22 protein-coding genes and 11 tRNA genes are annotated in these 26,973 nt (G+C 37.5%); 4 read left to right on the top strand and 29 right to left on the bottom strand.

From position 1 onward, the window contains the following. Nucleotides 1-24: 24 nt before the first annotated feature. From JR050_RS10375 to JR050_RS10355, 5 genes are all read right to left on the bottom strand, one after another. Complete coding sequence (locus JR050_RS10375) at nt 25-726, bottom strand: class I SAM-dependent methyltransferase (RefSeq protein ID WP_204203433.1); 702 nt, start codon at nt 724-726, stop codon at nt 25-27. Between the two features lie 308 nt (nt 727-1,034). After that, nucleotides 1,035-1,919 (bottom strand): metal ABC transporter permease, encoded by an 885-nt coding sequence (locus tag JR050_RS10370; protein WP_204203432.1) that lies wholly within the window; start codon nt 1,917-1,919, stop codon nt 1,035-1,037. Next, nucleotides 1,909-3,201 carry a metal ABC transporter permease gene (locus JR050_RS10365; RefSeq protein WP_204203431.1) on the bottom strand — a complete coding sequence of 431 codons (1,293 nt, stop codon included), beginning with the start codon at nt 3,199-3,201 and terminating at the stop codon, nt 1,909-1,911. The genes JR050_RS10370 and JR050_RS10365 overlap by 11 nt, the downstream gene beginning before the upstream one ends. A 17-nt stretch (nt 3,202-3,218) precedes the next feature. Further along, nucleotides 3,219-3,953, bottom strand: coding sequence for a metal ABC transporter ATP-binding protein (locus tag JR050_RS10360; RefSeq protein WP_204203430.1), 735 nt, complete (start codon nt 3,951-3,953; stop codon nt 3,219-3,221). Between the two features lie 10 nt (nt 3,954-3,963). Continuing rightward, a complete protein-coding gene (locus tag JR050_RS10355; protein WP_204203429.1) occupies nt 3,964-4,878 on the bottom strand; it encodes a metal ABC transporter solute-binding protein, Zn/Mn family in 915 nt (304 codons plus the stop codon). A 321-nt stretch (nt 4,879-5,199) separates the two neighbouring features. Between JR050_RS10355 and JR050_RS10350 the strand changes: the two genes are divergently transcribed. Together JR050_RS10350 and JR050_RS10345 are read left to right on the top strand one after the other, a co-directional pair. Then, the gene (locus JR050_RS10350; protein ID WP_204203428.1) at nt 5,200-5,616 is read left to right on the top strand and encodes a DUF1284 domain-containing protein; all 417 of its coding nucleotides are present in this window, start codon (nt 5,200-5,202) and stop codon (nt 5,614-5,616) included. 357 nt (nt 5,617-5,973) lie between these two features. Beyond that, on the top strand, nt 5,974-7,530 hold the full coding sequence (locus JR050_RS10345) for a flotillin family protein (protein WP_204203427.1): 1,557 nt from the start codon (nt 5,974-5,976) through the stop codon (nt 7,528-7,530). 121 nt (nt 7,531-7,651) lie between these two features. Here the strand turns inward: JR050_RS10345 and JR050_RS10340 are convergent, their stop codons facing one another. The 8 genes from JR050_RS10340 to JR050_RS10305 form a co-directional block, all read right to left on the bottom strand. Then, nucleotides 7,652-8,020: a VOC family protein gene (locus JR050_RS10340; protein ID WP_204203426.1), complete on the bottom strand. Its 369-nt coding sequence runs from the start codon at nt 8,018-8,020 to the stop codon at nt 7,652-7,654. 244 nt (nt 8,021-8,264) lie between these two features. Beyond that, nucleotides 8,265-8,600 carry a DUF2711 family protein gene (locus tag JR050_RS20915; protein ID WP_488153829.1) on the bottom strand — a complete coding sequence of 112 codons (336 nt, stop codon included), beginning with the start codon at nt 8,598-8,600 and terminating at the stop codon, nt 8,265-8,267. A gap of 69 nt (nt 8,601-8,669) precedes the next feature. Beyond that, nucleotides 8,670-9,782: an o-succinylbenzoate synthase gene (gene menC, locus JR050_RS10330; RefSeq protein WP_204203424.1), complete on the bottom strand. Its 1,113-nt coding sequence runs from the start codon at nt 9,780-9,782 to the stop codon at nt 8,670-8,672. A 5-nt stretch (nt 9,783-9,787) separates the two neighbouring features. Further along, the gene (locus tag JR050_RS10325; protein ID WP_204203423.1) at nt 9,788-11,254 is read right to left on the bottom strand and encodes an o-succinylbenzoate--CoA ligase; all 1,467 of its coding nucleotides are present in this window, start codon (nt 11,252-11,254) and stop codon (nt 9,788-9,790) included. Nucleotides 11,255-11,435: 181 nt separating this feature from the next. Continuing rightward, entirely contained in the window at nt 11,436-12,254 is an 819-nt protein-coding gene (gene menB / locus JR050_RS10320; RefSeq protein WP_204203422.1) for a 1,4-dihydroxy-2-naphthoyl-CoA synthase, read from the bottom strand. Nucleotides 12,255-12,266: 12 nt separating this feature from the next. Then, entirely contained in the window at nt 12,267-13,079 is an 813-nt protein-coding gene (gene menH, locus JR050_RS10315) for a 2-succinyl-6-hydroxy-2,4-cyclohexadiene-1-carboxylate synthase (protein WP_204203421.1), read from the bottom strand. Nucleotides 13,080-13,094: 15 nt separating this feature from the next. After that, on the bottom strand, nt 13,095-14,825 hold the full coding sequence (gene menD, locus JR050_RS10310) for a 2-succinyl-5-enolpyruvyl-6-hydroxy-3-cyclohexene-1-carboxylic-acid synthase (RefSeq protein ID WP_204203420.1): 1,731 nt from the start codon (nt 14,823-14,825) through the stop codon (nt 13,095-13,097). After that, the gene (locus JR050_RS10305; protein WP_204203419.1) at nt 14,815-16,239 is read right to left on the bottom strand and encodes an isochorismate synthase; all 1,425 of its coding nucleotides are present in this window, start codon (nt 16,237-16,239) and stop codon (nt 14,815-14,817) included. The genes menD and JR050_RS10305 overlap by 11 nt, the downstream gene beginning before the upstream one ends. A gap of 304 nt (nt 16,240-16,543) precedes the next feature. Between JR050_RS10305 and JR050_RS10300 the strand changes: the two genes are divergently transcribed. Then, nucleotides 16,544-17,476, top strand: a complete 933-nt coding sequence (locus JR050_RS10300; protein ID WP_204203418.1) for a 1,4-dihydroxy-2-naphthoate polyprenyltransferase — start codon at nt 16,544-16,546, stop codon at nt 17,474-17,476. A gap of 127 nt (nt 17,477-17,603) precedes the next feature. Further along, the gene (locus JR050_RS10295; RefSeq protein ID WP_204203417.1) at nt 17,604-18,368 is read left to right on the top strand and encodes a TraR/DksA C4-type zinc finger protein; all 765 of its coding nucleotides are present in this window, start codon (nt 17,604-17,606) and stop codon (nt 18,366-18,368) included. 43 nt (nt 18,369-18,411) lie between these two features. Here JR050_RS10295 and cspD read toward each other — a convergent pair whose 3' ends face one another. The 16 genes from cspD to JR050_RS10215 all read right to left on the bottom strand — a co-directional run bounded on the left by cspD (nt 18,412) and on the right by JR050_RS10215 (nt 26,957). Continuing rightward, nucleotides 18,412-18,612, bottom strand: a complete 201-nt coding sequence (gene cspD / locus JR050_RS10290; RefSeq protein ID WP_204203416.1) for a cold-shock protein CspD — start codon at nt 18,610-18,612, stop codon at nt 18,412-18,414. Between the two features lie 200 nt (nt 18,613-18,812). Beyond that, the gene (locus JR050_RS10285; RefSeq protein WP_204203415.1) at nt 18,813-21,206 is read right to left on the bottom strand and encodes a glycogen/starch/alpha-glucan phosphorylase; all 2,394 of its coding nucleotides are present in this window, start codon (nt 21,204-21,206) and stop codon (nt 18,813-18,815) included. After that, on the bottom strand, nt 21,175-22,656 hold the full coding sequence (gene glgA / locus JR050_RS10280) for a glycogen synthase GlgA (RefSeq protein WP_204203414.1): 1,482 nt from the start codon (nt 22,654-22,656) through the stop codon (nt 21,175-21,177). Before glgA ends, JR050_RS10285 begins: the two co-directional genes overlap by 32 nt. Further along, nucleotides 22,653-23,684: a GlgC family sugar phosphate nucleotidyltransferase gene (locus tag JR050_RS10275; RefSeq protein ID WP_204203413.1), complete on the bottom strand. Its 1,032-nt coding sequence runs from the start codon at nt 23,682-23,684 to the stop codon at nt 22,653-22,655. Before JR050_RS10275 ends, glgA begins: the two co-directional genes overlap by 4 nt. A gap of 23 nt (nt 23,685-23,707) precedes the next feature. Beyond that, nucleotides 23,708-24,856: a glucose-1-phosphate adenylyltransferase gene (locus JR050_RS10270; protein WP_204203412.1), complete on the bottom strand. Its 1,149-nt coding sequence runs from the start codon at nt 24,854-24,856 to the stop codon at nt 23,708-23,710. Nucleotides 24,857-25,584: 728 nt separating this feature from the next. Further along, nucleotides 25,585-25,656 (bottom strand) — tRNA-Glu (locus JR050_RS10265). 14 nt (nt 25,657-25,670) lie between these two features. After that, nucleotides 25,671-25,761 (bottom strand) — tRNA-Ser (locus JR050_RS10260). 4 nt (nt 25,762-25,765) lie between these two features. Continuing rightward, nucleotides 25,766-25,840, bottom strand: a tRNA-Asn gene (locus tag JR050_RS10255). A gap of 168 nt (nt 25,841-26,008) precedes the next feature. Then, nucleotides 26,009-26,085 (bottom strand) — tRNA-Ile (locus JR050_RS10250). 24 nt (nt 26,086-26,109) lie between these two features. Next, a tRNA-Gly gene (locus JR050_RS10245) sits at nt 26,110-26,183 on the bottom strand. Between the two features lie 5 nt (nt 26,184-26,188). Further along, nucleotides 26,189-26,263, bottom strand: a tRNA-Gln gene (locus JR050_RS10240). 31 nt (nt 26,264-26,294) lie between these two features. Next, nucleotides 26,295-26,370 (bottom strand) — tRNA-His (locus JR050_RS10235). 17 nt (nt 26,371-26,387) lie between these two features. Then, nucleotides 26,388-26,472, bottom strand: a tRNA-Tyr gene (locus tag JR050_RS10230). Nucleotides 26,473-26,509: 37 nt separating this feature from the next. Beyond that, a tRNA-Thr gene (locus JR050_RS10225) sits at nt 26,510-26,585 on the bottom strand. Between the two features lie 163 nt (nt 26,586-26,748). Further along, a tRNA-Phe gene (locus JR050_RS10220) sits at nt 26,749-26,824 on the bottom strand. Nucleotides 26,825-26,881: 57 nt separating this feature from the next. Then, nucleotides 26,882-26,957, bottom strand: a tRNA-Asp gene (locus JR050_RS10215). Nucleotides 26,958-26,973 lie beyond the last annotated feature (16 nt).

Raw genomic sequence — 26,973 nt, 5'->3', positions numbered from 1 at the left:
AATTTTAAAAATCTAAATTGTACTTTAACAGAGCCTTTCCATTAATGCTATCCACAAAAATCCATATCCAAATCGATCAGATGGTTGTGCGATATCTTTCATTTTTCTAAATTCAATAATGTTAAAATCTTCTTCAAAAACCTCCTTTAACCGCTTCTCTGTATAACCGATTCCACCTTTTAAACTACGCTCCTTATATACGTTCCAATCAGGTGTATCTACTGCTCCATCTGTATTGAAACAAACAAGTCCGTATTTACCATTAACCTTCAATAATTTCTTTATTATTTCAATGTACGTTAAACGACGATGAGGTGCTAGGTGATGAAATAAACCAGAATCATAAATAAAGTCGTAGGAATGTTCTTCGAATTCAAAATCAAATAAGGAATTACAAAATAAGTTGATATTTACGCCCTCTTCAATAGCTCGTTCGTTTGCCCACTCAATTGCTTTTTCAGAGATGTCTATTGCATCTACTATACAGCCTTTTTTAGCCATATAAATGGCATTTCTTCCTGGTCCACACCCTAAGTCTAAAACTTTTCTTGGTTCGAGTTCTCTTTCAAAATAGTCTACTAAATTTTCATCAGGACCCTTTACTTGAAAAAACGGAATGTCCTTCGTCCTATCTTCATAAAAGCTTTCCCAAAATGGCTTTGGCTCTCGCAGTAGGTCATCTAACATATCCATTAGGTCTTCATAATTTAAGATTGAATTTTCCATAAAAACCCCCCTTTTTCCTCTATGAATATTTTACTAAAAGTGGAGATTTTCAAGGTTACAGCTCTTTTACATCTCGATGACTTTTGGAAAAAGAGAGGGAAGAGACAACGGTTATATAGCCGTTTTAAAAGCAATGTTGTGCTGAATAACGTTGCATTTTTTACATCTGGGCTTATATATCTAAGTCATTTGTTTGGTTGAAATAAAGCCTACACTTGCTTATATAAATCAAGCTTCTGAAAACTTTATAAAAAGCCGTGTAATAACTGTTACATAAATGTAAAAAAGAGGATAAAACCAATAAGATTTTATCCTTCGAGATGATTTTTCAATTTGTGTTGATTGAGATATTTTGCCACTATTCCATGTGTTGGTGAAAAAATGAATGTTACTGTAAATAAAATACCTGCTGTCATCGCCATTGAGCCTGCTATCGAAACGTTTAGTAGATAAGCAATATAATAACCGCCAATTGCTGACATTAACCCAACTCCTCCGCTGATGATGAGCATTCGATTTAATTTATCGGTTAAGAGATACGCTGTCGCACCTGGAGCAATGAGCATGGCTACAACTAAAATGGCTCCTACTGCATCGAAGGACGCAACAGTTGATAAGGAGACCATTCCCATTAATAAATAGTGTATGACCATTACTGGAATACCTAAAGCTAACGCCATTTGTGCATCAAATGAACATAGTTTAAGTTCTTTATAAAACAACAGTATTAAGAACAGATTCAAAATGAACACAACACTTAATAAAAGAACTGCTTTTGGTATCATGAACCCGAACAACATAATCGTATCCCAAGGAACAAACGCAATTTCCCCCATTAACGCATGATCTACATCAATATGAACCTGATCAGCGAAAAGTGAAATAAGAATGACGCCTAATGCAAATAGTGAAGTAAAAACAATCCCTATTGCTGCATCTGTTTGAACACCACTTTGATCTAACAGTTGTACAAAATAAGCCGTTAATAAGCCAACAATTAACGCTCCTACTAGCATGGATACTCCTGATAACGAATGACTTACAAGAAAAGCACCCACGATTCCAAGTAAAACGGTGTGGCTTATAGCATCTGCAAGCATTGCCATTTTTCTTAGTATTAAAAAGCACCCAACCATTCCACAAGAAATTCCGACGAGAGCACCTGTAATGATAATCCAAACATCATAACTCATGAGTTACGCCTCCATTGTGGTACCCGTTTTGAACTGGCACTAGTTTGGGACTTCTACCATAGCTGTAGAGTAAGTTTAATAGCTCACTCTGTTCTCTTTTAGGAATATCCAGGAATGATAAAGTTCGGTCTTCTGGAATTTGCAGGTGTGCAAATCTCATTTCATTCATCAAATAAACTTCCATCAATCGATTATTCAATACAATTTCATAAGCTGCATGAAGTCCTTTACTTGTAAGTTTAATAGAGTCATCTCCTACATTTTGAAGCAAACCTTGTTTGATTAGTGCATTTATTGCCCTACCCTTGCCACCAATTGTTGATAGCTGAACCATGCTATCATGGTCGATCCCCTCAATTTTCTGGTATATCTCTTGTAGTACTTGTTGTCTCTCGGTTATTTTCCGAAGTTTATAATAACGCATTGCTTTTGTCACTAAACCTCGTTTCGGTGAAAAGACTAAAGAAACTAGAAAAATAAAAGTCGCAGCCACGATTATAAGTGGTCCGGTTGGCATTCCATTTGCAACTGTACTTAATAAAGTTCCTACCATTCCAGATATTGCTCCAATGCTACCAGAAATGATGACCATGAAGTCTAGACGATCAGTCCAGTATCTAGCGCTAATTGCTGGAGTAATGAGCATCGCAGACATCAACACAACCCCTACTGCTTGTAAACCAATAACGACTGCACTAACAATTAATAGCATTAATAGTCCATTTAGTAGACTGACAGGCAAACCAATTCCTTGAGCAAATTGTGCATCAAACGTTATAAGCTTTAACTCTTTAAATAATAGAAATGTCGTAACAAGTAGTACTCCCGATATGATCATCATCATCGTAACATCTGTTCCAATTAATGAAGCAGCCTGCCCAAATATGAAATCATCCAATCCTGTTTGATTTCCATTATTTAAACCCGCAATGTATGTTAACAGGACAATACCGATTCCAAAAAAGACAGACAACACAAGTCCAATTGCTGTATCTTCTTTTATTCTAGAATGCTTCGTAATGCTCGTAATCAAAAAACTAGCAAGATAGCCTAACACAACAGCACCTATCATAAAGGCCAGTATTGATTTTTCTCCTGTAATAAGAAATGCCAAACAAATACCTGGAAGAGCTGCATGTGCCATCGCATCACCTATTAAACTTTGTTTCTTCAATAATGCAAAACTACCTAATACACCACTTGCCAATCCTAGTAACATTGTGCCGAGGAGTACCCATTGTGTGTTTGAATCTTGTAGTAAAGAAATTAACGTATCTAACATATTCCACTCCCTCCTTTCTATAATTTCGTTTGATCTAAAAATGCAAGTCTACCACCGTACGTCTTTTGCAAATGATCGACTGTGAATACTTCTTCTGTAGGACCTATCGCAATCTTACGTAGATTTAAAAGCAGTACCCAGTCAAAATATTCTTTTACCGTTTGCAAATCGTGGTGAACAACTAACACTGTTTTCCCTTGTGCTTTTAGTTCATTTAACAGTGAAATGATTGCCTTTTCTGTAGCTGCATCTACCCCTACAAACGGTTCATCCATTAAATATACTGTTGCATCTTGTGCAAGAGCCCGAGCTAAAAACACTCGCTGCTGTTGTCCACCCGACAACTGACTAATTTGCCGGTTAGCAAATTCCTTCATCCCGACTTTATCTAGACATTCTAACGCATACTCGATGTCCTTTTTACCTGGTCTTTTGAACCATCCAATGTGACCATATCTCCCCATTAACACAACATCTAAAGAGTTTGTAGGAAAATCCCAATCTACTGATCCTCTTTGAGGTACATAACCGACTAGCTTTCGTTGTTTCGTATATGGTTTATCATAAATAGATACCGTTCCAGATGCTTTCGGAATTAACCCTAACATAGCCTTAATCAATGTTGATTTTCCCGCTCCGTTGGGACCAATAATTCCTATCAACTTTCCTTCCGGAACAGTAAAGCTAATATCCTGTAACACTGGTTTTTTTCTATAAGCGACTGTTACATTTTCAACCTTTATTGGTTCCATTCTTTTCCTCCTATTTTAAAGCTTGAACAATTGTATCAACGTTATGTTTATACATCCCGATATACGTACCTTCTTCTGTTCCGTTATCGCCCATTGCATCACTGAATAATTCTCCACCAATCTTGACTGTATGCCCCTTCTTCATGGCTCCCTCTACAATTGCTTGGATAGAACGTTCCGAAATACTAGTTTCAATAAACACTGCTTTGATTTGTCTATCTACAAGAAGATCAACTAAATCCTGTACATCTTTTAATCCATATTCAGAATCTGTACTAAGGCCTTGAAGCCCTCTTACTTCCATTGAGTATGCATTTCCGAAATAAGCAAATGCATCATGTGCTGTGACTAAAATTCTTTGTTCCTTTGGAATGGAGTTCATTTGATTGGTTGCATATTTCTTTAATTCCTTTAATTCAGCGATATACTTTTCAGCATTTTGTTTAAATTGCTGTTCATGTTCTGGTGATAGCTTTGATAACTCTTCCTCGATCCCTACCACGACTACTATCCAATGATCAATATTAAACCATATATGTGGATCGGAATACGTTGAATCAACCTTAATCAATTTATCTTCAGGAATTCTTTCACCTATTGGAACAGTTGGCTTATTTTTAGACATTTTTTCAAAGATTTCTCCCATTTTTCCTTCTAAATGAAGTCCATTGTAGAAAATAATCTCAGCTTCCGTTAGCTTTCGAATATCTCCTTGAGATGCTTGGTAAAGATGAGGATCCACACCTGGTCCCATTAGTGATTCAACTTCAACATGCTCGCCTCCAACGTTCACTACCGCATCTTTAATTTGTCCTGTTGTAGTAGTAACCGTAATAACATCCTTTTTTTCCTTTGTGTCAGTAGGCGTTGAACACCCTGTAATAAATAATCCAAACATGATAAATAAGCTAATAAACAATTTCATCTCTTTTACCTCCTCTTTTGTCCTAGGAAACAAGTTTTTACCTAGTGCAACTTTTAAACTAAAAAAATACACTTTCCTATACGACTAACTTATGCGCTAATAACAAAAAGTTTCCTTAATACAAAATTTATAGTCCTAACTAATATTTGTCAATGAATAAATCTGTAAATATAGAAAAAATGGCTGAACTCTAAATTATAATTCCAAGTTCATCTTCTACTATTCTAGTTTTTATCAAGGATGTGATAAAATTTATATGTGTATTGTTAACTACAAATTAGATTTAGTTTACATTGAAACGAAATTGAATGGAGGGCTATCATGTATAAACTTCGAGGACATCATCTCTTTTGCCTTTTAGGCTATCGAGGAATGGGGTATTCCGAGGAATACGTGGAAAATATGACTCGTATTCATCAGAAGCTGAGAGAAAACCCCCAAATTAAAGTCCAACTTGTAAAAGGGCCAGACCAATTATGTGAAAAATACCCAAACTCTGGGGAATATCACTGCCTGGATGAAAACATCTATGAGCGAGATGCGGTTATTTTACAGAGAATAGGACTTGAAATTGGACAAGTTATTAAATGGGAAGAAATAGAGTCACACATTCGAAGATCAGTCGTCCCAACTGACATTCAAACGGTGTGTGAAACTTGTTCATGGCGGTCATATGGAGTTTGTGAAGAAGGTGTCCAGGATATCATCGAGGGGAAAGGCTTAAGGGAAGTTAAATAAGCCTTTCCCTCTTTTTTTTGGGGAATGGCAATGGTTTAAACTCTTTCGTAACATGAATTTGATCCATCTACTTCTCATACCACATACAAATATACTTAATAAATTTGAAACTTTTATTGAGACTGTATCGTAATAGTTGTTGTAGTAGCTAAGCACTAGAAAGTTAAGTGGGCAGTAGATAGTAGTCTCATGAATAGGAATCGTATCTTAACGTTATAGACAGATTCAAGAGAAGACTTCTTCTCTCACAAACAAACAAAATATTTACCTAGTAATATCCAAATCTTCCTTAATATGCAATAATTATTCCATGTGCTATGACCATTTTAAATTTAGTTTCTTGAAAGGAGAATGATAATGGAGTTGTTGAAATTTGTTATGTTTCTAATACCAGTGTTAGTGTTAGCTGCAATTGGAGGGATTTTTTGGTGGTTTTACATGAAGCTCCGATATAAGACCGCTAAATCAAACCAAGCACTAATTATTGCTGGTCCAAAGTTAGGAAATCCTGATAAGGAAACAAATATCTTTACAGATGAAGAAGGACGTTCAATGAAGATAATTAGAGGTGGAGGCCATTTATTACGCATGCATCAAACTCACACCCCTGTTGATTTGACCTCCTTTCAATTAAAATTAACTACACCTCGTGTTTACACATCTGGAGGGGTTCCGATCGTTGCTGATGCAGTTGCGATGGTAAAAGTAGCTGATACGTTAAAAGGAATTGCAATCTATGCAGAGCAATTTTTAGGAAAGAAGCAAAATGAAATTGAAAGTGAAATTTCGGAAGTTTTAAATGCAAATCTTCGAGCAATCTTGTCCAAGTTAACAGTAGAGGAGATTAATGAAGACCGAGAAAAATTTAATGCAGATGTTCAGAAAATAGCTCAAAAACAACTTGATGAAATGGGATTCAAAATTACTTCGTTAGGACTCACTGACTTACTTGATGCAGACGAAACGAATGGCTATTTAGAGAATCTAGGCCGTCCTCGTATTGCACATGTACGTCAATTAGCCGAAACTGCTGAGGCGGAATCAGATAAAATTACAAGAATTAAGCGTGCTGAGTCTGATAAAGAAGCGAAAGAACAGGAATATCAACGTCAAATTGAAATATCTGAAACTAGAAAAGAAGTAGACCTTAAAGAAGCAGCAAATAAGGAAGAAACAGAAAGAGCTAGAGCAAAATCGGAACAGGCTTATGCATTAGAAAAAACCATCCTAGATAAAAAAGTACAAGAAGAAACACTCAAATTAGAAGCTCAACGTAAAGAGGAAGAATTACGTATTAAACATTTAGAGCGTGAACGACAAGTTAAGCTTGAAGAAGAAGAAGCAAAGGTAAGAAAAGCAAGAGCTGATGCTGATTATTACGAGACAATTAAGAATGCAGAAGCTGAAGCGAATAAGGCTAAAATAGATGGAGATACAAAGGCTGAAATTAAGCGTAAAGAAGGTTTAGTTGAGGCTGAAGTTATTGAGCGAAAAGGTAAAGCTGAAGCTGAAGCAAAGCGATTACTAGCTCAAGCAATTGCTGAACATGGTGAAGTAATCATTATTGAAAAACTTATTGAAATGTTACCTCTATACGCAAGAGAAATTGCTGCCCCTCTTTCTAATATCGAATCTGTTAAGATTATTGATACTGGTGATGGAAATGGAGTAAGCTCTTTCGGAAAGTCCATTACACAGACAATGGCTCAAATACAAGAGCCTCTAAAAGAAATGACAGGCTTGGATGTGACTAAATTACTTACAGACGCTGTAAACAGAGGGAATACACATACGATCATACGTGAGGAAAAGGTGGTTGTTCCTGCTGAGAACCCAGCCAATTCTATGAACAATGAAGTGGCCGCAGCTGAGGATGCTTCTTCTTCACAAAACAACGAAGAAAAAAGTATTTAATAGTGTACGACCTATATTTCAGTCCTTATTAAGCCTAGAAAATAATTAAATACCATTAAATTTAATATGTAAAAGAAAAGGATAGATGAACAGGAAAGACTACCTGTGCTCATCTATCCTTTTAATTGTGTACTTGGAGTTTATTTCCACTTGGATCAAAAAAATAAAAAAAGTTATGACCTTGGTCCTCTTGGATAGGTTCTAAGGAAACATTTTTTGTGGTTAAATATGTGTGGAATTCTCTAATTCTTGATGTGGTAAAGGCAACTGAAAATTCAGGAAGCCCATTAACTGTAAAATGTCCTCTTGAATCATGATCTGCCTTAACTAATACATAAAGAGGTCCTGATTTAAGTGCTAATACAGCCAAATCCTTTTGGTTAAAACGAAGTTTAAATTGTAAAACTTCTGTATACCATGTTATAGATTGTTCAAGGTTGTTAACTGGAATTCTAATATAGTGTATTTCATTTAGAAAACTCTCGCCCACAACTCACCCTCCCTTTAATATCAAAGCATAAATTTTAGTGTTGCTCTCAAGAAATTACAAATAATACCAAATGTAATTATATACGATTTTGCATCGAAAAGTAACATTATTTTCAGGAAATTTACTCAGTTCTAGCTCAAGAGTGACGTTCCTTTCCTGATTTCCCTATTAGTATGATCTGAACCCAGCCTGTCATTAGATGACAAGTAGCCATATCAGAAATCACGTAATGAACAGAAATACATTATAGGATAGAAAAGCGTTTTTCTTTCAATAAATTAAGATAGGAATAATTGTGTTCTTCCCAAACTATAGGAGTACTTTCATCAACGATTATACCTTCAAACTTAGTTCCAGCTATGGCATCTCTGACACTACCTTTTGTATAAAGGACGGTAGATATTCCATCGAAATAACAAGTGAAAAGGAATTCTTCATTTTCGTGTGTGATTGTTATGGGTCTTGTGCATAACCTCAGTTTATTTTTCAATTCAATATTAGCAACGTTAAAATTGTATTCACAGACGATTCGGCAGTTGCCTTTAACCCAAATAATATATGTAGTGGGTTGTCTAGACATAAAGAAAATTTAATTAAGTTAAATGACCTGTATTCAGCGTAGGCATTACATAAAGATAAAGCATACCGATCACGTTGTGATTTGGTATGCTTTTTTAGTGATCGAGTAGTGTTGTAATTGTTCCTGATCAACCTCGATACCGAGTCCTGGTGTGGTAGGTACTTTTATCTTTCCATTGATGACCTTTACTTCTGGTTGTATAATATCTTTTTTCCAATAGCGAGATGAGGATGAAATATCCCCTGGAATGATAAATTGTGGAAGACTTGCTAATGCGATATTATGAGCTCGTGAAATCCCTGTTTCAAGCATTCCCCCACACCATACGGGTACATCTGCTATCTTACATATATCGTGAATGTTGATGGCTTCAAGCGCTCCACCGACACGTCCCATTTTAATATTAATCACTTTCGTACTACCTAACTGAATAGCTTTTCTTGCATCCTCACTTGAAATAATGCTTTCATCTAGACATATCGGCGTTGTCATCTGTCTTTGAAGCTCGGCATGATCAATCAAATCATCAGAGGCTAGTGGTTGTTCAATCATCATCAAATTAAACTCATCCAATGCTTTTAACATCTCTATATCTTTCAAGGTATAGGCAGAATTCGCATCAGCCATTAGAGGTAAAGAGGGAAACTTCTCTCTAAGCTGTTTGAGTAAAACAAAGTCTGAACCTGGTTTAATCTTTACTTTGAAGCGTTTATAGCCTTCTTCAAGATGTTGTTCAATGTTGCTAGTCATCTCTTCAATTGTCCCTAAGCCCACGACAACTCCCGCTTCAATTTCCTTCCTCGTACCACCCCAAAGCTCTGACAATGATTTTCCCTGTTGCTTTCCATATAAATCCCAAAGTGCTGCTTCAAGTGATGCTTTTGCCATATTATTTCGTTTGAACATTTTCATTTCAGCAACAAATTCAGCTGGATGAGAGTAAGTCTTTTTATTTAATAGTGGTATAAGGAAATCCTCCAACATATGATAAGCTGTTTTAACAGTTTCCTCTGTATACCAGGGCAAAGAAAACGCCACACATTCTCCAAAGCCAGATTGGCCACTTTCATCCATGACTTCTAGGATAAGTGCTTCCCGGGTCGACATTTCTCCATAACTGGCAGCAAACGGAGAGATAAGATTAAGCTCAATATGATAAATGGTTACACTTTTTATATTCATTATCATCACCTTAAATATTCTTGAAGCTTATGTCTTTGTAGTTTATTCGTTGCATTTCTCGGAAGCTCTGTCACGAAACGAACTTCTGCTGGTACTTTATATTTGGCTAATCGTTCTAAGCAGTACTTCTTCACTTCACTCTCGGTTATGCCCGTTGCCACAACAAATGCCACAGGGACTTGTCCCCATCTATCATCATCTTTACCAATCACTCCTGCTTCTTGGATAGAGAGATGTGATAATAATACACTTTCGATTTCGGCAGGATAAATATTTTCTCCGCCAGAGATAATAAGATCTTTTCTTCTGTCTAAGACGAACAAAAATCCATCCTCATCCAAATAGCCTATGTCACCTGTTGAAAGCCAACCATCTTGAATAGAAGCAAGTGTTGCTTCTTCTCTTTTATAATACCCTGATGTGACAGTAGGTCCTTTTACGACGATCTCTCCCGGTTGAAGAGACTCCTGCATCTTTCCTTCGTTCATGATTTTCACTTGAGAATGAAATAACGGCTTACCCGCAGAACCGAGTTTGGTTAAGCTGTATTCAGGTGATAACGTCACAATTTGTGAAGCCGTCTCTGTCATACCGTACGTTTGATAAACAGGAATACCTAGCTCTTTACTTCGTTCTAAAAGCGACTTTGGTGCAGGTCCCCCTCCTAGTAACACACAACGCAATGCTTCAGGATATGTCTGATTTGACTCTTTTAAGTCAGTTAACACTTGTTGAAGCATTGTACTTACTAACGAAATCATGGTTACGTTCTCTGTTTGAATGGAATGATTGATTACTTTTGGATCAAATCCTTCGTGTATAATTACCTTCATTCCGTAAATCACACTCTTCATTAAAATGGACAAACCACTAACATGAAAGAAAGGGACACACGCTAACCAAACATCGTGATGATGTAATCCAAGATTTAAGGCAGAACCAACCGCACTATAATAATGATTACCATATGTATGAATGACTCCCTTTGGCGAACCTGTTGTACCAGATGTGTACATAATGGTATCAGGTTTTCCTAATTCAAATTCAGTTTGAATACACAGCCCATCTTCCTTCGGTTGTGTTTCATTTAACACTTCGAGGGGAATGACGTTAGCAGATGAATCTCCTAACAGATCAAAATAATTGCCGTCAGCAAAAACAGCTTCTACATCAGCATCCTCAATCTGCCAAACAAGCTCATGGGTCGTTAATCTAGTATTTAGTAATACGGTTATCACACCTATATACTTACAAGCGTGTAAAAGCTCCACCATTTGAATGCTATTCGGAGCTAATATTGCAACTCTTGCATCTTTTTTAATTCCTAAACAATGAAGTTTTTTCGTGATGATTGACACATTTTCGTGTAATTGCTGAAATGTTAGTTGTTGATTATCCTTTTGTAATGCAACTCGATCTGGCGTCAAATACGCTCGTTGCATGAGCCAATTGGGTGTTTGTTGAATACTCATTGTGATCCCTCATTATCTTGTCTCTTTCCGTAACATTGTTGCTAACTCCGGCCATCTTAACAGTAATAGGTGCCCTTGAACAACAATCTATGCGAAAACAGACTAATTTGTTGATATTTCCAGTGTACTATAAAAAAAAGCTTGATGGAAAGTCCATCAAGCTTTTAGCTTGTCCTGTTGATCAAGGGAAACGTGGGAATTGGCCGAAGTCAGGTTGACGTTTCTCTTTGAATGCATCGCGACCTTCTTTAGCTTCTTCTGTAGTGTAGTAAAGAAGTGTAGCATCACCAGCAAATTGTTGAAGTCCAGCTAAGCCGTCTGTGTCAGCATTCATTGCTGCTTTAATAAAGCGAAGAGCTGTTGGGCTCTTTTCTAGCATCTCTTCACACCATTTGATTGTTTCCGCTTCTAATTGATCAAGTGGAACAACCGTGTTAACTAAGCCCATATCTAATGCTTCTTGTGCATTATATTGACGACATAAGAACCAAATTTCTCTAGCCTTCTTATGACCGATAATACGAGCTAAGTATCCTGAACCGTATCCAGCATCAAAGCTTCCAACCTTAGGTCCAGTTTGTCCAAAAATAGCATTGTCTGCTGCAATCGTTAAGTCACATACGACATGTAATACGTGCCCTCCACCAATTGCATAGCCTGAGACCATCGCAATAACCGGCTTTGGAATAACACGCATTAATCGTTGTAAATCTAGAACATTTAAACGTGGAATTTCGTCTTCTCCAACATAACCGCCATGTCCTCGTACCTTTTGGTCTCCACCTGAGCAAAATGCCTCATCTCCAGCACCCGCTAATACGATTACACCAACATTAGAATCATCTCTTGCATAAGCAAACGCATCAATTAACTCCATCACTGTTTTAGGACGGAAAGCATTTCTTACTTCAGGACGGTTAATGGTAATCTTTGCAATACCTTTGTATGTTTCATATAGGATATCTTCATATTTTCTTTCAGCAACCCATTCAACTGTCATTGTTCTACCTCCTTATGTATTTTGTTGGATATGCTCCAACACTATTTTACCAAAAATTCGCGGTTGTTCCACATGAATTGCATGTCCAACCGCCATTACCTTATTTATTGTAGCATTTTGTAGCTTTTTGTTCATGTTTTCTGCAATGAAACAAAACTTTTCGTCCAACTCACCACAAAGTAATAATATGGGGACATTTATACTCGAAAGTTCATCCCAGTATGAAGGCTGCTTTCCAGTACCCATACCTCGTAAACTGTTTGCCAGTCCTATCGGATTATTTTGCAAACGCCGAGAACGGATGGACAGCTGCTTTTTTAAAGATAATTTTCTTTGCGTTTCAAAAAGTGGAATGCCTTCCCAAAAGTCGATGAAGGCTTCGACACCCTCTTCTTCTATTTTGGTAGCTAATTTTTCATCTGCTGAAACGCGATTTTTCTTATCCTCTTCATTCTGTATTCCTGGTGAACTACTTTCGAGAGTTAATGATTGCACAAACTCTGGATATATACATGCAAAAGCAAGTGCGACTCTGCCTCCCATTGAATACCCGAGAATATGTACTTTCTTAAGATTTAGCTCTACAAGTAAGCTCTTTAAGTCTTCGCACACAGACTCTATCTTATATCTTTCTATATCTTTCGGAGAGTCTGTTTTACCATGCCCGATTAAATCAACTGTTATTACTTGATACTGTGCTGATAACAATGTTTGGAGGTTGTTCCAATTTTCCTTACAACCTGTGAATCCGTGAAGTAACAATGCAGCAGGTCCAGTACCGTCCATCTTAAATGAATACGTCACACCATTTATTTGCTTCTTCATAGTCATCTCTAATCCTTAAAACAAATTTTGAAGCTCTTTTGTCACTTCATTCCAAAGATTTCTATGTAATTTCACATTTTCATCCCTGCTAGCTGTTGGAACTTCAATAACTGTTAATTGGTTTGCTTCATAGCTTTCTAACAATTGGTCCTCATATTCAGACCAAGATTGAACTCTTTTGAAACGACCCCCATACATATTCACGACCTTTTCAAAATCAAGATCCATCGGTGTCCCGAATAATAGTTCAAAGTGCTTTTCTTCCTTTGCTTGAGGCAGAAATGAGAAAATTCCCCCGCCGTTATTGTTCACAACAACAATCGTTATAGGTAGGTTATGTAACTTACTGGCGAGAAGGCCATTTAAATCATGATAAAACGTAATATCTCCAACAAGTAGCACAAGCCTCTTTCCTTCAATACTTGCTCCAAGTGCTGTTGAGATAATTCCGTCAATCCCATTTGCTCCACGATTGGCGAGGATTCGAATATTTTTTTCATCTAAAAAATAGAAAGAATCTACATCTCGAATCGGCATACTGTTGCCGATAAATAAACACATATGAGGCTTCATTGTAGAAGTTAATCGTCTTACTACATCGCCTTCAAAATGAAAATCAGAAACGTGAGATTGTAAAATAGGTCTAGCAATTTCATTTGCTTTTATCCATTGTTGTAAATACTGTTTTGCTTTACGCTTCGCTATTACATGAGTAGCAGCTTCCTTACAAAAAACAACTTCATCATAATGTAAAAAATGTGTAGCCTTCAGCGTCGGGTCTCTAAATCCTAAATTCTCATCTACAACAAGATGATACCGAGCTTCTGAAGCTGAAATGAGCTGAGTGAGAACTTTTGATACTGGCATCGCCCCAAGGCGAATCACGACATCAGGCTTTAATGCTTCAAATGCTGCTGAGCATTTCAAAATTGCGTCATAACACTCAACTACATTTTCTTTTGCATGTTTCCCGCTTCTAAGCTGTGACAGTGGATCAGCAAGTATTGGATATCCTAACACCTCCGCTAACTCAGTAACCGCTTTTGGAAATCCTTCCTGATCCTGAGGACCACAGACGATGATTCCCTTTTCGTATTGGTTTACTTCTTGAAGAAGCTCAATAACAGATGCAGATATTTTCTCTTCTTTATTCGTGATCACTTTTTTTACTGAATCGCCTTTACTCCAAGTTACATGGTTAAAATTCGGAACAAGTGGTTCTCGTAATGGGAAATTCAAGTGCACAACTCCAGCTGGAGCAGAATCGGACGTTGCCACAGCACGTGCCGCAACCGTTTTCGCGTAGTTCAAGAGAGCAGGAGTGTTCTCTGGTATTGCCATTTCTACAAACCATTTGCTGTAGCTTCCATACATATCAATTTGATTAATAGCTTGTGGTGCCCCAACTTCTCGTAACTCATGAGGTCGGTCTGCTGTTAGAACAATCAGTGGAACTCTTGAATAGGTCGCCTCTACGATTGCTGGAAAGTAATTAGCAGCTGCTGTTCCTGAAGTACATAATAAGGCAACAGGAGATTGGGTTGACTTTGCAATACCAAGCGCAAAAAAACCTGCTGAGCGCTCATCAATGTTAATCCATGTTTTTAATGTTGGATGTTCCGCCATTAAAAGGGCCAAAGGTGTTGACCTTGACCCTGGACTGATGACAGCATGTTTCACTCCTGATGCTACCATCTCATCTATAAAAGCTCCTAAATATTCCGTTAATGCATAATTACCGTCCATTTAATTTGCCTCCAATAGCATTAAGCATTGGCTTAAACTTAATCATGGTTTCTTCATATTCTTTACTAGCTTCAGACTTTGCAACAATTCCACAACCAGCAAATAATGATGCTTCGTGCTGTTTGAACAATGCCGAACGAATGGCAACCGCAAATTCACCATTTCCATCACCATCCATCCACCCTATAGGACCCGCATACCAACCACGATCTAATTGCTCATAAGTTCGTATCTCTTCTAACGCTTTATCCTGTGGAAAACCTCCTAGTGCTGGTGTTGGATGTAATCGTTCCACAATTTCAAATAAATGAACGTGATCTTTTACTTCACCAACAATTGGAGTATATAAATGTTGAATATCTCTCGCCTTAAAAATTGTAGGGTTGTCTGGCTTAGAAATTGCACGACACACACTCTTTAACTCTTTCGTAATCATATCGACAACAAATTGATGCTCTGCTAAGTTTTTTGGATCTTCTAATAACTCGTTAGCTAATTGCAAGTCCTCTTCTATTGTAGACCCTCTCTTAATCGAACCCGCTAAACACGTAGATAGTAGCTGTTGATTGTCTTTTTTTATAAGCCTCTCTGGTGTTGCCCCGATAAAAGTAGAAACGCCGCTATCTATAGCAAATATATAGCTCGTTGGCTGCTTCATCACTAAATTCTGTAAAATTGCCTGAATAGAAAATGGTTCGTCTGCCTCAAGCTTAAGTTCTCTGGCTAGTACAGCCTTTTCTAACTTCCCTTCATTAATATGGGTTACAACTGTTTCTACAGAGTTCAACCAATTTTCTACATCAATTTCACGTTCTTTGTAAGAAGGATCATGAATTGAATTCCTTTTCATTTTCTTAAGTGCAACGTATAATTGCTTTTCATCACATTCCATTTCGTTTATCACAGTTTCAACATGATCTAATGGTTTTACAAGTCGATTAGAAGTTAAAAACAACTGATTATCTATTTGATTTAACGTATATTTTGATAGATAAAACTGTGCGGAGGGAAAATCGCTCCACAACTCGGTTTTAGCTTTTGTCGGATCAAACGAAAATCCACCAAATAATATTGGCCCACGAGCATGCTTACTTTCCGTTATATTCGTATGAATCATGTTTTCTAAGAAACAATTCCACTGCTCTTTTATATCCTGAAATCTCTTGTTAGAGTTCTTATTAGATTGAATTGTTTGTAATACGCCAAGACCAACGATCGTCTCCCCATTCACTGGTTCTTTCCAATACACACCCTCACCCGTGAACAGTTCTTTTCCTGCCATATAAAATAATAGGGGATCTATGTCTGTAATTTCTGTGGTTAAGCTAACTAGAATTGGCGTAGCCTTTTCCTTTGCTCGATTAATTCCATCCACAATGTTGTCATAAATTGAACGTTTCTGAATGGTTGCCATAACAAATCCCCCTAAAAACCTCTATCACAACTTAGTTCATCTATAATCTAAATAGTGCAGAAATGCATCTAATTAATAAACCTTTAACTATATAAAAATACACCTTGTAAGTTTTCACTGTCAAATATATTGAAATCAAGATTATTCATTATATATTGTATAGTTTTTATACCAAACGCGAAAGGAAAACCTTTCATATTCTGTAAAACTGTGTAGGTTATTCCTTTATTAAATCGTTGACACTCCTTCTTACTTCTCCTATACTAACTTGTGTTATAACTAACAAAAAGAGGTGAATGCGATCATGCAACCGCAATTAAATGCGAAAACTAGTTCTTCACCTACAAGACACAATTGGCGCGTATGGTGGACGTTAACGAGACCACATACATTAACTGCAGCTTTTGTTCCTGTATTAATTGGAACTGCACTTTCGTTACCGTACACAAAATTAGACATTCCATTATTTATTATGATGTTGCTCGCAAGCTTAATTATACAAATTGCAACAAATATGATTAATGAATATTACGATTTCAAACGCGGATTAGATCACGAAGGTTCTGTAGGTATTGGTGGTGCCATTGTTCGGGATGGTGTTAAGCCAAAAACAGTTATTGCATTAGCTTTTGTCCTGTTTGGAATTGCAACATTACTTGGAGTTTACATTTGTATGGAGTCAAGTTGGTGGCTTGCCCTGGTTGGGATTATTAGTATGGCAGCTGCTTATTTTTATACAGGTGGCCCATATCCAATTGCCTATACTCCGTTTGGAGAAATTGTTGCAGGGTTATTTATGGGGATTCTCATTATCTTAATCGCCTTCTTTATTCAAACAGGCACAGTTACAGGAGAAAGTGTGTTAGTATCGATGCCAATAGGCATATTAGTTGGAGCAATTCTTCTTGCTAATAACATTCGTGACTTAGACGGAGATAAAGAAAACGGTAGAAAAACATTAGCAATTTTAGTTGGAAGAAAAAATGCTATTATCGTATTAGCTACTATGTTTGCCGTATCCTATATATGGATTATCGCCTTAATCTTATCTGGCCTGATTTCTCCTTGGACTTTATTAGTTTTCTTAAGTATTCCTAAACCAATTCAAGCAACAAAAGGCTTTATCGGAAAAACAATTCCGATTACAATGATGCCAGCTATGAAAGCAACGGCACAAACTAATACCATTTTTGGGTTCTTATTAGCAATTGGTATATTACTTTCTTATTTTATCTAGACAGTCTACAGTTGTAGGCTGTTTTTTCTATTTATAAACAACTCATATTTCTACATATGTTTATGTATCTATAGTACATACTAAGATAGAAATCCAATTTTACTAAAGGAAAAAGGAGGGGAACGTTATGCTGTCTGCTCTCCAGTTAGAAAAGTTTCGTAATCAGTTAATTAAGGATCAAAAAGCAATCAATGACCGCTTTGAAAAGGTTGGCCATTATGATTTAGAGCTTGGTGCATTTCATGAAGCAACAGGGGAATTATCTAGTTATGATAACCATCCTGGTGACGACGCAACAGAGCTTTATGAACGTGAAAAAGACATCGCACTAAACGAGCATACAGAAAAAGAATATAAAGATATTGAAGAAGCTTTGCAAGCAATTGAAGATGGTACGTACGGTACATGTAAAGAATGTGGCGTGGAAATTCCACTTGAAAGATTAGAAGCACTTCCAACAACGCTATATTGCAAAGAGCACTCACCCGATCATTTAGTGTCGCATGAACGACCTGTTGAAGAAACCGTGCTAAAACCCGCTTTCGGACGATTCGAGTTTGATGAATCAGAAGGTACAGCATATGATGCTGAAGATGCGTGGCAAGATGTTGCAAGCTATGGTACGTCTGAGACACCGTCAGATATTGACATGGAAGTAGAGCACTATAATGACGCCTACATTGAATCAGATGATAAGGTAGGCTATGTAGAGGATTACGAAAACTTTGTTGGTACTGATATTGAAGGTAAGAATATTACCGTATATCCGACGCACCAACACAGGCAATATGAAGATATTCTTGATGAAGAGGGTACGATGACAATTTTCGGAGATCTTCCTCCTGGTGAGAAAGAACCGTACACAGAAGAAGGAAAAGACAACTATAGATAACATAGAAAAAAGCAGTCCTATTAAGGACTGCTTTATATGCTAATTATAGCTTAGTTACGTTTGCAGCTTGTGGTCCGCGGTTACCTTCTACGATTTCGAAGCTAACTTCTTGACCTTCTTCTAAAGACTTGAATCCGTCTCCTTGGATAGCTGAGAAATGTACGAATACGTCCTCTCCACCATCAACTTCGATGAATCCGAAACCTTTTTCACTGTTGAACCATTTTACTTTACCGTTTTGCATTGTTTTGCCTCCTAAAGCTGGTACGTTTGCACCTAAAAATTCACTTGCCGAGAAAGCCTCATATGTATGTAAAAAACCTTCACGCACAGATGTTTGAAAGTAAAAACTCACCAAACATATTGCATGAAGGCATGACATTCTTACTTTGTATATAACTTACTCGGATAGTAATTTCACTATATCATAGATAGAAAATGTCGTCAACGAATTGACAAGCCCCAAATTTCATCCGAATATTGTTTAATTGTCCTGTCACTCGAGAAGTAACCTGATTTCGCGATATTTATAATACTCTTCTGATACCAGCTTCTTTGATCTCTGTATACCCGCTCTACTTCCTGCTGCGCGAGAGAATAAGAAGATAAGTCTTTTAAGACAAAGAACTCATCATTTTGTTCAAGTAACGAATCATAAATCATTTCAAACTCTGACCCCACATTTGGAAAGAACCCATTCACTAGCTGTTCCACAACCGTCTGGATAGACTTATGATGATGATAATAATCTAAGGAAGTATATCCGCCTTTTTGGTAATAATGGAGAACTTGCTCTGCTGTTAACCCGAATGTGATAATATTGTCTTCTCCTACTGCTTCTCGTATTTCAATATTGGCTCCATCTAACGTACCAATCGTTAATGCACCATTCATCATAAATTTCATATTCCCGGTACCTGATGCTTCTTTACTTGCTGTTGAGATTTGCTCACTAAGATCGGTGGCTGGAATAATTTCTTCGGCAAGCGATACACGGTAATTTTCTAAAAAAACTACTTTCATGTATGGAGCAACTCTCGGATCAGAATTCACTTTATCGGCTACAGAATTGATGAGCTTAATAATCTTCTTAGCATAATGATATCCAGGTGATGCCTTCGCCCCAAAAATAAACGTCCGTGGAACCATTTCAAAGTCCGAATCTTCTTTTAAACGATTATATAAATACATAATATGAAATACATTTAACAGCTGTCTTTTGTATGCATGCAGTCGTTTCACTTGAACATCGAAAATGGAATCCAGGTCGACTACAATACCAGTTTGCTGTTTAATACGATGGGCAAGAATTTCTTTTCTCTTTTTCTTCACCGCTTGGAATGAATGGTGAAAACTTGAATCATCAGCATAGGCTTCAAGCATCCTTAGCTCCATTGGTGATCTAATCCAGTCTGTTCCTATACTTTCACTAATTAACGTTGAAAGCTCTGGATTTGCTTTTAATAGCCATCTTCTATGTGTAATTCCATTCGTTTTATTATTAAAACGAGTAGGATAAACATCATAAAAGTCCTTCATTTCTCTCATTTTTAAGATGTCAGAATGAATCTTTGCGACTCCATTAATCGAGTGTGAACCTACAATAGCTAAGTGTGCCATTCGGATTAATCCGTGAGATACAATGGCCATTCGTTCAATTCGATCCCACTCTCCCGGATATAGCTCCCACAGCTCACGACAGAACCGTTCATTCACTTCCTTCACAATCATATAGATTCGCGGTAATAGTGGCTTAAAAATGTGCTCTGGCCACTTTTCAAGCGCTTCTGATAGTGTTGTATGATTTGTATAAGAAATCGTCTTTGTCGTTACACTCCATGCTTCATCCCACGATAGATTTTCTTCGTCCAATAAGATCCTCATCAGTTCAGGTATGGCTAACACTGGATGTGTATCATTAATATGGATGGCAACATATTCATGTAAATGCTGAATATCTTCATGATGTTTCTTATATGAACGAATTATACTATGCAAGCTTGAAGCTACGAGAAAATATTGCTGCTTTAATCGCAGTATTTTTCCTTCATCATTTGTATCGTCAGGATATAAAAATTCAGAAACTGCTTCAGTTTCTCTCTTATACGTCAGTGCATCTCGATTTGTTGGAAACGGGGCAGGTTCAGCATTCCAAAGCCTCAACGTATTCACTGTATTTGTTTCATAGCCAATTACGGGCATATCATATGGCACAGCTAAAATTGTCTCGGCATTCACATGCTTAAATGATAGTCTTCCTTTCACATAATACGTTTCGACCTCACCCCAAAATCTGACTTGCACTGCCTTATCTGCTCTTTTTACTTCCCAAACATTCCCGTGTCTTAGCCATTGTTCTGGTAATTCCACTTGATAGCCATTCACAATTTTTTGATCAAATAAGCCATGTTTATAACGAATGCCACAGCCATGACCTGGAAGATCTAAAGAAGCGAGTGAATCTAAAAAGCAGGCAGCTAGTCTTCCTAGACCACCGTTTCCGAGTCCTGCATCGATTTCACATTGCTCAACTTCCGATAGATTAATGCCCAGTTCCCCAAGTGCTTCCTCACATAAACCATATACACCTAAATTCACTAAGTTATTTCCTAACAATCTGCCAAGTAAGAACTCAATTGATAAGTAATACACTTGTTTTTGTTTCGTAGTACGGTACGCTTCATTCGTCTCGATCCATCTTGAACTAATCGCTTCTCGAACTAATTGTCCTAAGGCATGGTATTGTTCCATGACAGTTGTATCTTCAAATCGTTTACCATACATCATTTCAAGCCGCTGTAAGTATCTACGTTTGAACTGTTCCTTGCTTGAGAACATTCCTTTCACTCCTAACAGGTGTGCTTAATTTGGAATATAATTGATTGTATATAAACGCTGATTGCTCCCAGCTATGATCCTTATTCATGGCATTTTGAACAATATATGGCCAAATCTCCTGTTCCTTATAAAAAGAAAGCGCACGTTTAATTGTATATAGCATGTCATGAGCGTTATAATGCGTAAATGTAAAACCAGTTCCAGTGCCATCTAATTCATCAAAAGAATGAACCGTATCATTTAATCCACCTGTTTCACGAACAATCGGAATCGTGCCGTATCTCATCGCAATTAATTGACCTAATCCACATGGTTCAAATTTCGATGGCATTAAAAATAAATCGGATCCAGCATAAGCAAGATGGGCTAACTCCTCATTAAACCCGACATAGGCTCTAACCTTATTTGGGTAAAGATTATTCATGTCCTGGAAAAACTGTTCAAATCTATCCTCGCCAGTACCTATTACGATAATTTGTATGTCTTCATTCATTAATTCATGAAAAACATGTTGAACAAGATCTAATCCCTTTTGTTCCGTTAAACGACTGATCATCGTGATAATCGGTCTATCATGCTTTTCTTCTAATTGAAAAAAGAGTTGAAGCTCTATTTTATTTAGAAGTTTTTGCTCAAGTCTTTCAGGGCAATAAGGAAAAGGTATAAACGAATCCACTTCTGGGTTATAAAAGGAATCGTCAATTCCATTTACAATTCCAATCAACTTTTCTCGATGCGCGAAAAGCAACCCATCAAGTTGTTCTCCAAAATACGGCGTTTGAATTTCTTCACAATACGTTGGGCTAACTGTTGTAATATAATCTGCCGAAACGATGCCAGATTTCATAAAGCTGACGGCTCCATAAAACTCTACCTTATCCATTGTGAAATATGAATCATCAAGATTTAATAAGTCACCCAAGATTTCACGGGGAAACAGACCTTGAAATTTCAGATTATGAATCGTAAATACTGATTTCATTTCGTGATAATAAGAATCACTTTTTTGGTATTGCTCCTTTAATAAAAACGGAATCATCCCTGTATGCCAATCATGACAATGAATGATATCAGTCTTAACATCTAACATAGGTAGTACTTCAAGTACCGCTTTACAAAAATATGAAAATCTTTCTCCATCATCGTAATAGCCGTACAATTGATCACGGTTAAAGTAATACTCGTTATCAATAAAGTAATACGTGATCCCGTCTTCCACAACATACTCAAGTCCAACATATTGCTCCCGCCATCCAACTGAAACCGTATAGGTACCTATTCCCTGCATACGATCTTTATAAACGCTTGAAATACTCCCATATTTAGGCATAATAACAGCCAGATTGGAGCCTAGCTTTTTAAGTTCCTTTGGCAGCGAGCCTGCCACGTCCGCAAGCCCTCCTGTTTTAACAAATGGTACACATTCGGATACAGCAAACAACACATTCACGTATTAATCAACGCTCCTTGCACCGTACCTTTTTCAAATACTAATGGAGAATCCTCCGTTCCCTTTAATAGAACACTAGATTGAATTTTTACGTCTTTGTCTAAAATGACATATTCTAATTCACAACCATCTTCAATTTGAGTTTTTTGCATGACAATACTATTTTTGATTATAGTTCCTTTGCCTACCTTCACTCCACGGAACAAAATGCTATTTTCCACATGTCCTTCAATCATACAACCATTGGCAATGATTGAATTTTTCACAAGAGAGCCTTCCATATATCGAGTAGGTGGTTCATCTTTTACCTTTGTATAAATCGGCTTATCTTTTAGAAATAATTTCTTCCACACCTCATGATTCAGTAGCTCCAGACTATGAAAATAATATGACTCTATTGAATCAATAAATGCTACATATCCATCATACTCATACCCATTAATTTGGTACATTAACCCTCGGTCCATGAGCACATCAGAGAAATACGTAAACCCGGATTCTTTGTGCTTACTGAAGAGCTCCATCAGGAATTCCTTTTTAAGTATATACATATTTAATGATCGACCATTTTTTCTCACACACGTGATGTGGGCACCAGATTCTTTATGGTGTTCTAGTACATCTCGAAAATCAATGTTAGCGACAACCTGGCAATTTGCAATGACCACATATTCCTGTGAGCTTCTATGAAAATAATCCAAGTTTGCTTCCATTTGAGAGAACGAGCCAAACTCATCTCCTTCCACTTTCTCGTGATCTAAAGGTGGAAAGAAAAATAACCCATCACGCTTACGGTTCAAATCCCATTGCTTCCCAGATCCTAAATGGTCCATCAAGGAACGATATTGCTTTTTCGGAAAAATAGCTACACTCTTAATACCAGAGTTCACCATATTAGACAAAACAAAATCAATAAGGCGGTATCTTCCCCCAAAAGGAATAGCCGATAATGAACGTTTTACTGTTAATGGTGTTAGCGACTCATTAATTGTAGAAGCATCAATAAGCCCCAGCATTGTATCATTCATAATTTTCCCCCTACTTTTTCTCTCTAGTTTATTAATCTTGTTACAATTCTATCTTCCGTTACAAGCAGCACTTCATCTGAATCTTGTTCAGATTGAATGACTGTTCCATTCTCTATTTTCATTCCTGTTGGTACAATTGCCTTTTCAATGACAACATCTTCCCCAATGATGGCATCTGGCATAATAACCGAGTCCTTAATCTTGGCACCTTTACCGACTTGTACTCCCTGAAATAAAACAGAATGTTCAACTTCCCCATGAATAACACAACCCTCATTGATTAATGAACGTGTCACAGATGCCTCTTTTGAGATATATTGTGGTGGATGATTGGGATTGACGGAATAAATTCTCCACGAATGATCGTACAAATTAAACGCAGGATTATCTTCTAGTAAGTCCATATTTGCTTCCCACAAACTATTTATCGTTCCAACATCTTTCCAATATCCTGAATACGGATATGCCATTAAACGTTTCTTTTCCTTTAATAACATTGGAATAACATCTTTCCCAAAATCATGGCTTGATTCTGGATTCATATTATCCATTTCTAAATACTTCTTTAATACGGAATAAGAGAATATATAGATACCCATTGAAGCAAGATTATTTTTGGGGTTCTCAGGTTTTTCGTCAAAATCAATCACTTCTAAATCAGTATTTGTATTCATAATTCCGAAGCGACTAGCTTCTTCCCATGGAACTTCAATGACGGATATCGTCACATCTGATTTCATTTCGACGTGATACGATAACATCTTTGCATAATCCATCTTATAAATGTGATCACCTGAAAGGATTAGCACATATTCCGGATTATATTGTTCAATGTAGTTCATATTTTGATAGATCGCGCTTGCAGTTCCTGTATACCACTTCATATCATTAGATTCAACGTAAGGAGGTAAGACCGTGACTCCTCCATTTTTTCGATCAAGATCCCATGTACTTCCAATTCCAATATAAGAATTTAAAACAAGTGGTTGGTATTGTGTTAATACACCAACAGTATCAATTCCAGAATTCGTACAGTTACTTAATGAAAAATCAATAATTCGATACTTTCCTCCAAATGGAACTGCAGGTTTCGCTAAATTCTTCGTGAGAGAGTGTAAACGACTCCCCTTCCCCCCTGCAAGTAACATCGCAACACAGTTTCTTCTAAACATTAACCATTACGCTCCCTTCAAAGCTATCCGTTGATTCAACTAGAATGTAGACAGAATAAAATTTGATAACAATACACCATTAAATTGAGTAATTATATTAGATATGCTTGAAAAAATACTTACATGACTGAAAGGAAATAGACGAAATATTAAGATTCAAAAGAGCGCTACTGTGACGACTAAATGTCACCGGTAACATCGTCCGGATTGGAAACGTTTTAATGAGAAAAGAAATAAGCTTTTTAGCCACCACCGTAGCCAAAAGCTTAAGGATATGATAGAAAGGAATCAATTGTTCATGAAAGTAGTATTCAAGGTGTTCCTTTAAAATCCTTTCAAAAATCAATAGGTAGAACAGAGTTTCGTATGACAGGATTTTCAAGTCAATTAAAATGAAAAACGAATAAGGGAGAAAGAAGATAGATTATGTTGAAGAGTGATGAATTGGGTAAGAATACGGTGTTAAATCTAAGAATATGAGGGATTAGGATAAAAGCGAATCTAGGAACAATATGAAGCTATAGGAACACTAGTAACTACTAGTTAAGGAAGACAAATGATTATATGGAAGGTGTAATGATTGTAGGGGATTAGGAGCTATTTATTAATATGCCAACCCAAATGGAGAAGCTTAAGGGCAAAATGAATAGTCAAAATATATGGAAGGATTCCACTCCATTGATCTGAAATAAAAAAAAACACTGCACAAAGTGCAATGTTTAGGTGGATGACCCATACGGGATTCGAACCCGTGTTACCGCCGTGAAAGGGCGGTGTCTTAACCGCTTGACCAATGGGCCATATAAGGATTCGCTGGCGGAGAAGGAGGGATTTGAACCCTCGCGCCGGTTACCCGACCTACACCCTTAGCAGGGGCGCCTCTTCAGCCACTTGAGTACTTCTCCATAATGGCTCCACCAGTAGGATTCGAACCTACGACCCTTCGGTTAACAGCCGAATGCTCTACCGCTGAGCTATGGTGGAATAATATAAGATTCTACTACGCATCTAGCATTTGCAGAAACGAACGTCCCGATCTCAAATAGTGATTTCAAGAAGCAATTCAATCGGTACGCTGTAGCATATTCGATGATGCTTATTCGATCGTGCTCTACCGCTTTGCTATGGTGGAATAATAGATTAATATGCAAATGGTGGGCCTAAATGGACTCGAACCATCGACCTCACGCTTATCAGGCGTGCGCTCTAACCAACTGAGCTATAGGCCCTTTATGAAAGTTTGAAAGAAATAATGGAGCGGGTGATGAGAATCGAACTCACAACATCAGCTTGGAAGGCTGAGGTTTTACCACTAAACTACACCCGCATAAATGGCTGGGCTAGCTGGATTTGAACCAACGCATGTCGCAGTCAAAGTGCGATGCCTTACCGCTTGGCTATAGCCCAATAATGAATGATATAAATCGTAGAATATATATGGGGCGACCGAAGGGAATCGAACCCTCGAATGTCGGAACCACAATCCGATGCGTTAACCACTTCGCCACGACCGCCATTGTAGAATTAAAAATGGTGGAGGGGGACGGATTCGAACCGCCGAACCCTGAGGGAGCGGATTTACAGTCCGCCGCGTTTAGCCACTTCGCTACCCCTCCATTATATAATACATAACTCTTCTTACGAAAAAAGTGCTGGTGCCGGCTAAAGGATTTGAACCCTCGACCTACTGATTACAAGTCAGTTGCTCTACCAACTGAGCTAAGCCGGCGTATAGAGTAAATAATACTAATTCTATTTTGTTTAAAACTGTCGTCCCAATCTCAGGAAGTTTATTCAAGATGTGTTTCGATTGTTACGCTGATGTCCATGCTTCGGAGCATATTCGTCCGTGCTCTACCAACTGAGCTAAGCCGGCATTTTAAACAAAAAAATGGTGGCTCGGGACGGAATCGAACCGCCGACACAAGGATTTTCAGTCCTTTGCTCTACCGACTGAGCTACCGAGCCATACTTCGGTTTTAGGCAATCTATTTTATGCTGTACCTAAGTCTTATAAAAATATAATGGCGGTCCCGACGGGAATCGAACCCGCGATCTCCTGCGTGACAGGCAGGCATGTTAACCGCTACACCACGGGACCATTTGGTTGCGGGGGC

Origin of the sequence: Bacillus suaedaesalsae (assembly GCF_016890225.1) — a bacterium.
Classification (GTDB): domain Bacteria; phylum Bacillota; class Bacilli; order Bacillales; family SA4; genus Bacillus_BS; species Bacillus_BS suaedaesalsae.
The sequence above is the reverse complement of the archived record's forward strand: the minus strand, read 5'-3'. Positions and strand labels throughout refer to the sequence as shown.

What these genes read in the sequence shown, in the direction of transcription:
- JR050_RS10375 (WP_204203433.1), bottom strand. Translation starts at nt 726, where the DNA reads ATGGAAAATTCAATCTTAAATTATGAAGACCTAATGGATATGTTAGAT.
- JR050_RS10370 (WP_204203432.1), bottom strand. Translation starts at nt 1,919, where the DNA reads ATGAGTTATGATGTTTGGATTATCATTACAGGTGCTCTCGTCGGAATT.
- JR050_RS10365 (WP_204203431.1), bottom strand. Translation starts at nt 3,201, where the DNA reads ATGTTAGATACGTTAATTTCTTTACTACAAGATTCAAACACACAATGG.
- JR050_RS10360 (WP_204203430.1), bottom strand. Translation starts at nt 3,953, where the DNA reads ATGGAACCAATAAAGGTTGAAAATGTAACAGTCGCTTATAGAAAAAAA.
- JR050_RS10355 (WP_204203429.1), bottom strand. Translation starts at nt 4,878, where the DNA reads ATGAAATTGTTTATTAGCTTATTTATCATGTTTGGATTATTTATTACA.
- JR050_RS10350 (WP_204203428.1), top strand. Translation starts at nt 5,200, where the DNA reads ATGTATAAACTTCGAGGACATCATCTCTTTTGCCTTTTAGGCTATCGA.
- JR050_RS10345 (WP_204203427.1), top strand. Translation starts at nt 5,974, where the DNA reads ATGGAGTTGTTGAAATTTGTTATGTTTCTAATACCAGTGTTAGTGTTA.
- JR050_RS20915 (WP_488153829.1), bottom strand. Translation starts at nt 8,600, where the DNA reads ATGTCTAGACAACCCACTACATATATTATTTGGGTTAAAGGCAACTGC.
- menC (WP_204203424.1), bottom strand. Translation starts at nt 9,782, where the DNA reads ATGAATATAAAAAGTGTAACCATTTATCATATTGAGCTTAATCTTATC.
- JR050_RS10325 (WP_204203423.1), bottom strand. Translation starts at nt 11,254, where the DNA reads ATGAGTATTCAACAAACACCCAATTGGCTCATGCAACGAGCGTATTTG.
- menB (WP_204203422.1), bottom strand. Translation starts at nt 12,254, where the DNA reads ATGACAGTTGAATGGGTTGCTGAAAGAAAATATGAAGATATCCTATAT.
- menH (WP_204203421.1), bottom strand. Translation starts at nt 13,079, where the DNA reads ATGAAGAAGCAAATAAATGGTGTGACGTATTCATTTAAGATGGACGGT.
- menD (WP_204203420.1), bottom strand. Translation starts at nt 14,825, where the DNA reads ATGGACGGTAATTATGCATTAACGGAATATTTAGGAGCTTTTATAGAT.
- JR050_RS10305 (WP_204203419.1), bottom strand. Translation starts at nt 16,239, where the DNA reads ATGGCAACCATTCAGAAACGTTCAATTTATGACAACATTGTGGATGGA.
- JR050_RS10300 (WP_204203418.1), top strand. Translation starts at nt 16,544, where the DNA reads ATGCAACCGCAATTAAATGCGAAAACTAGTTCTTCACCTACAAGACAC.
- JR050_RS10295 (WP_204203417.1), top strand. Translation starts at nt 17,604, where the DNA reads ATGCTGTCTGCTCTCCAGTTAGAAAAGTTTCGTAATCAGTTAATTAAG.
- cspD (WP_204203416.1), bottom strand. Translation starts at nt 18,612, where the DNA reads ATGCAAAACGGTAAAGTAAAATGGTTCAACAGTGAAAAAGGTTTCGGA.
- JR050_RS10285 (WP_204203415.1), bottom strand. Translation starts at nt 21,206, where the DNA reads ATGTTCTCAAGCAAGGAACAGTTCAAACGTAGATACTTACAGCGGCTT.
- JR050_RS10275 (WP_204203413.1), bottom strand. Translation starts at nt 23,684, where the DNA reads ATGAATGATACAATGCTGGGGCTTATTGATGCTTCTACAATTAATGAG.
- JR050_RS10270 (WP_204203412.1), bottom strand. Translation starts at nt 24,856, where the DNA reads ATGTTTAGAAGAAACTGTGTTGCGATGTTACTTGCAGGGGGGAAGGGG.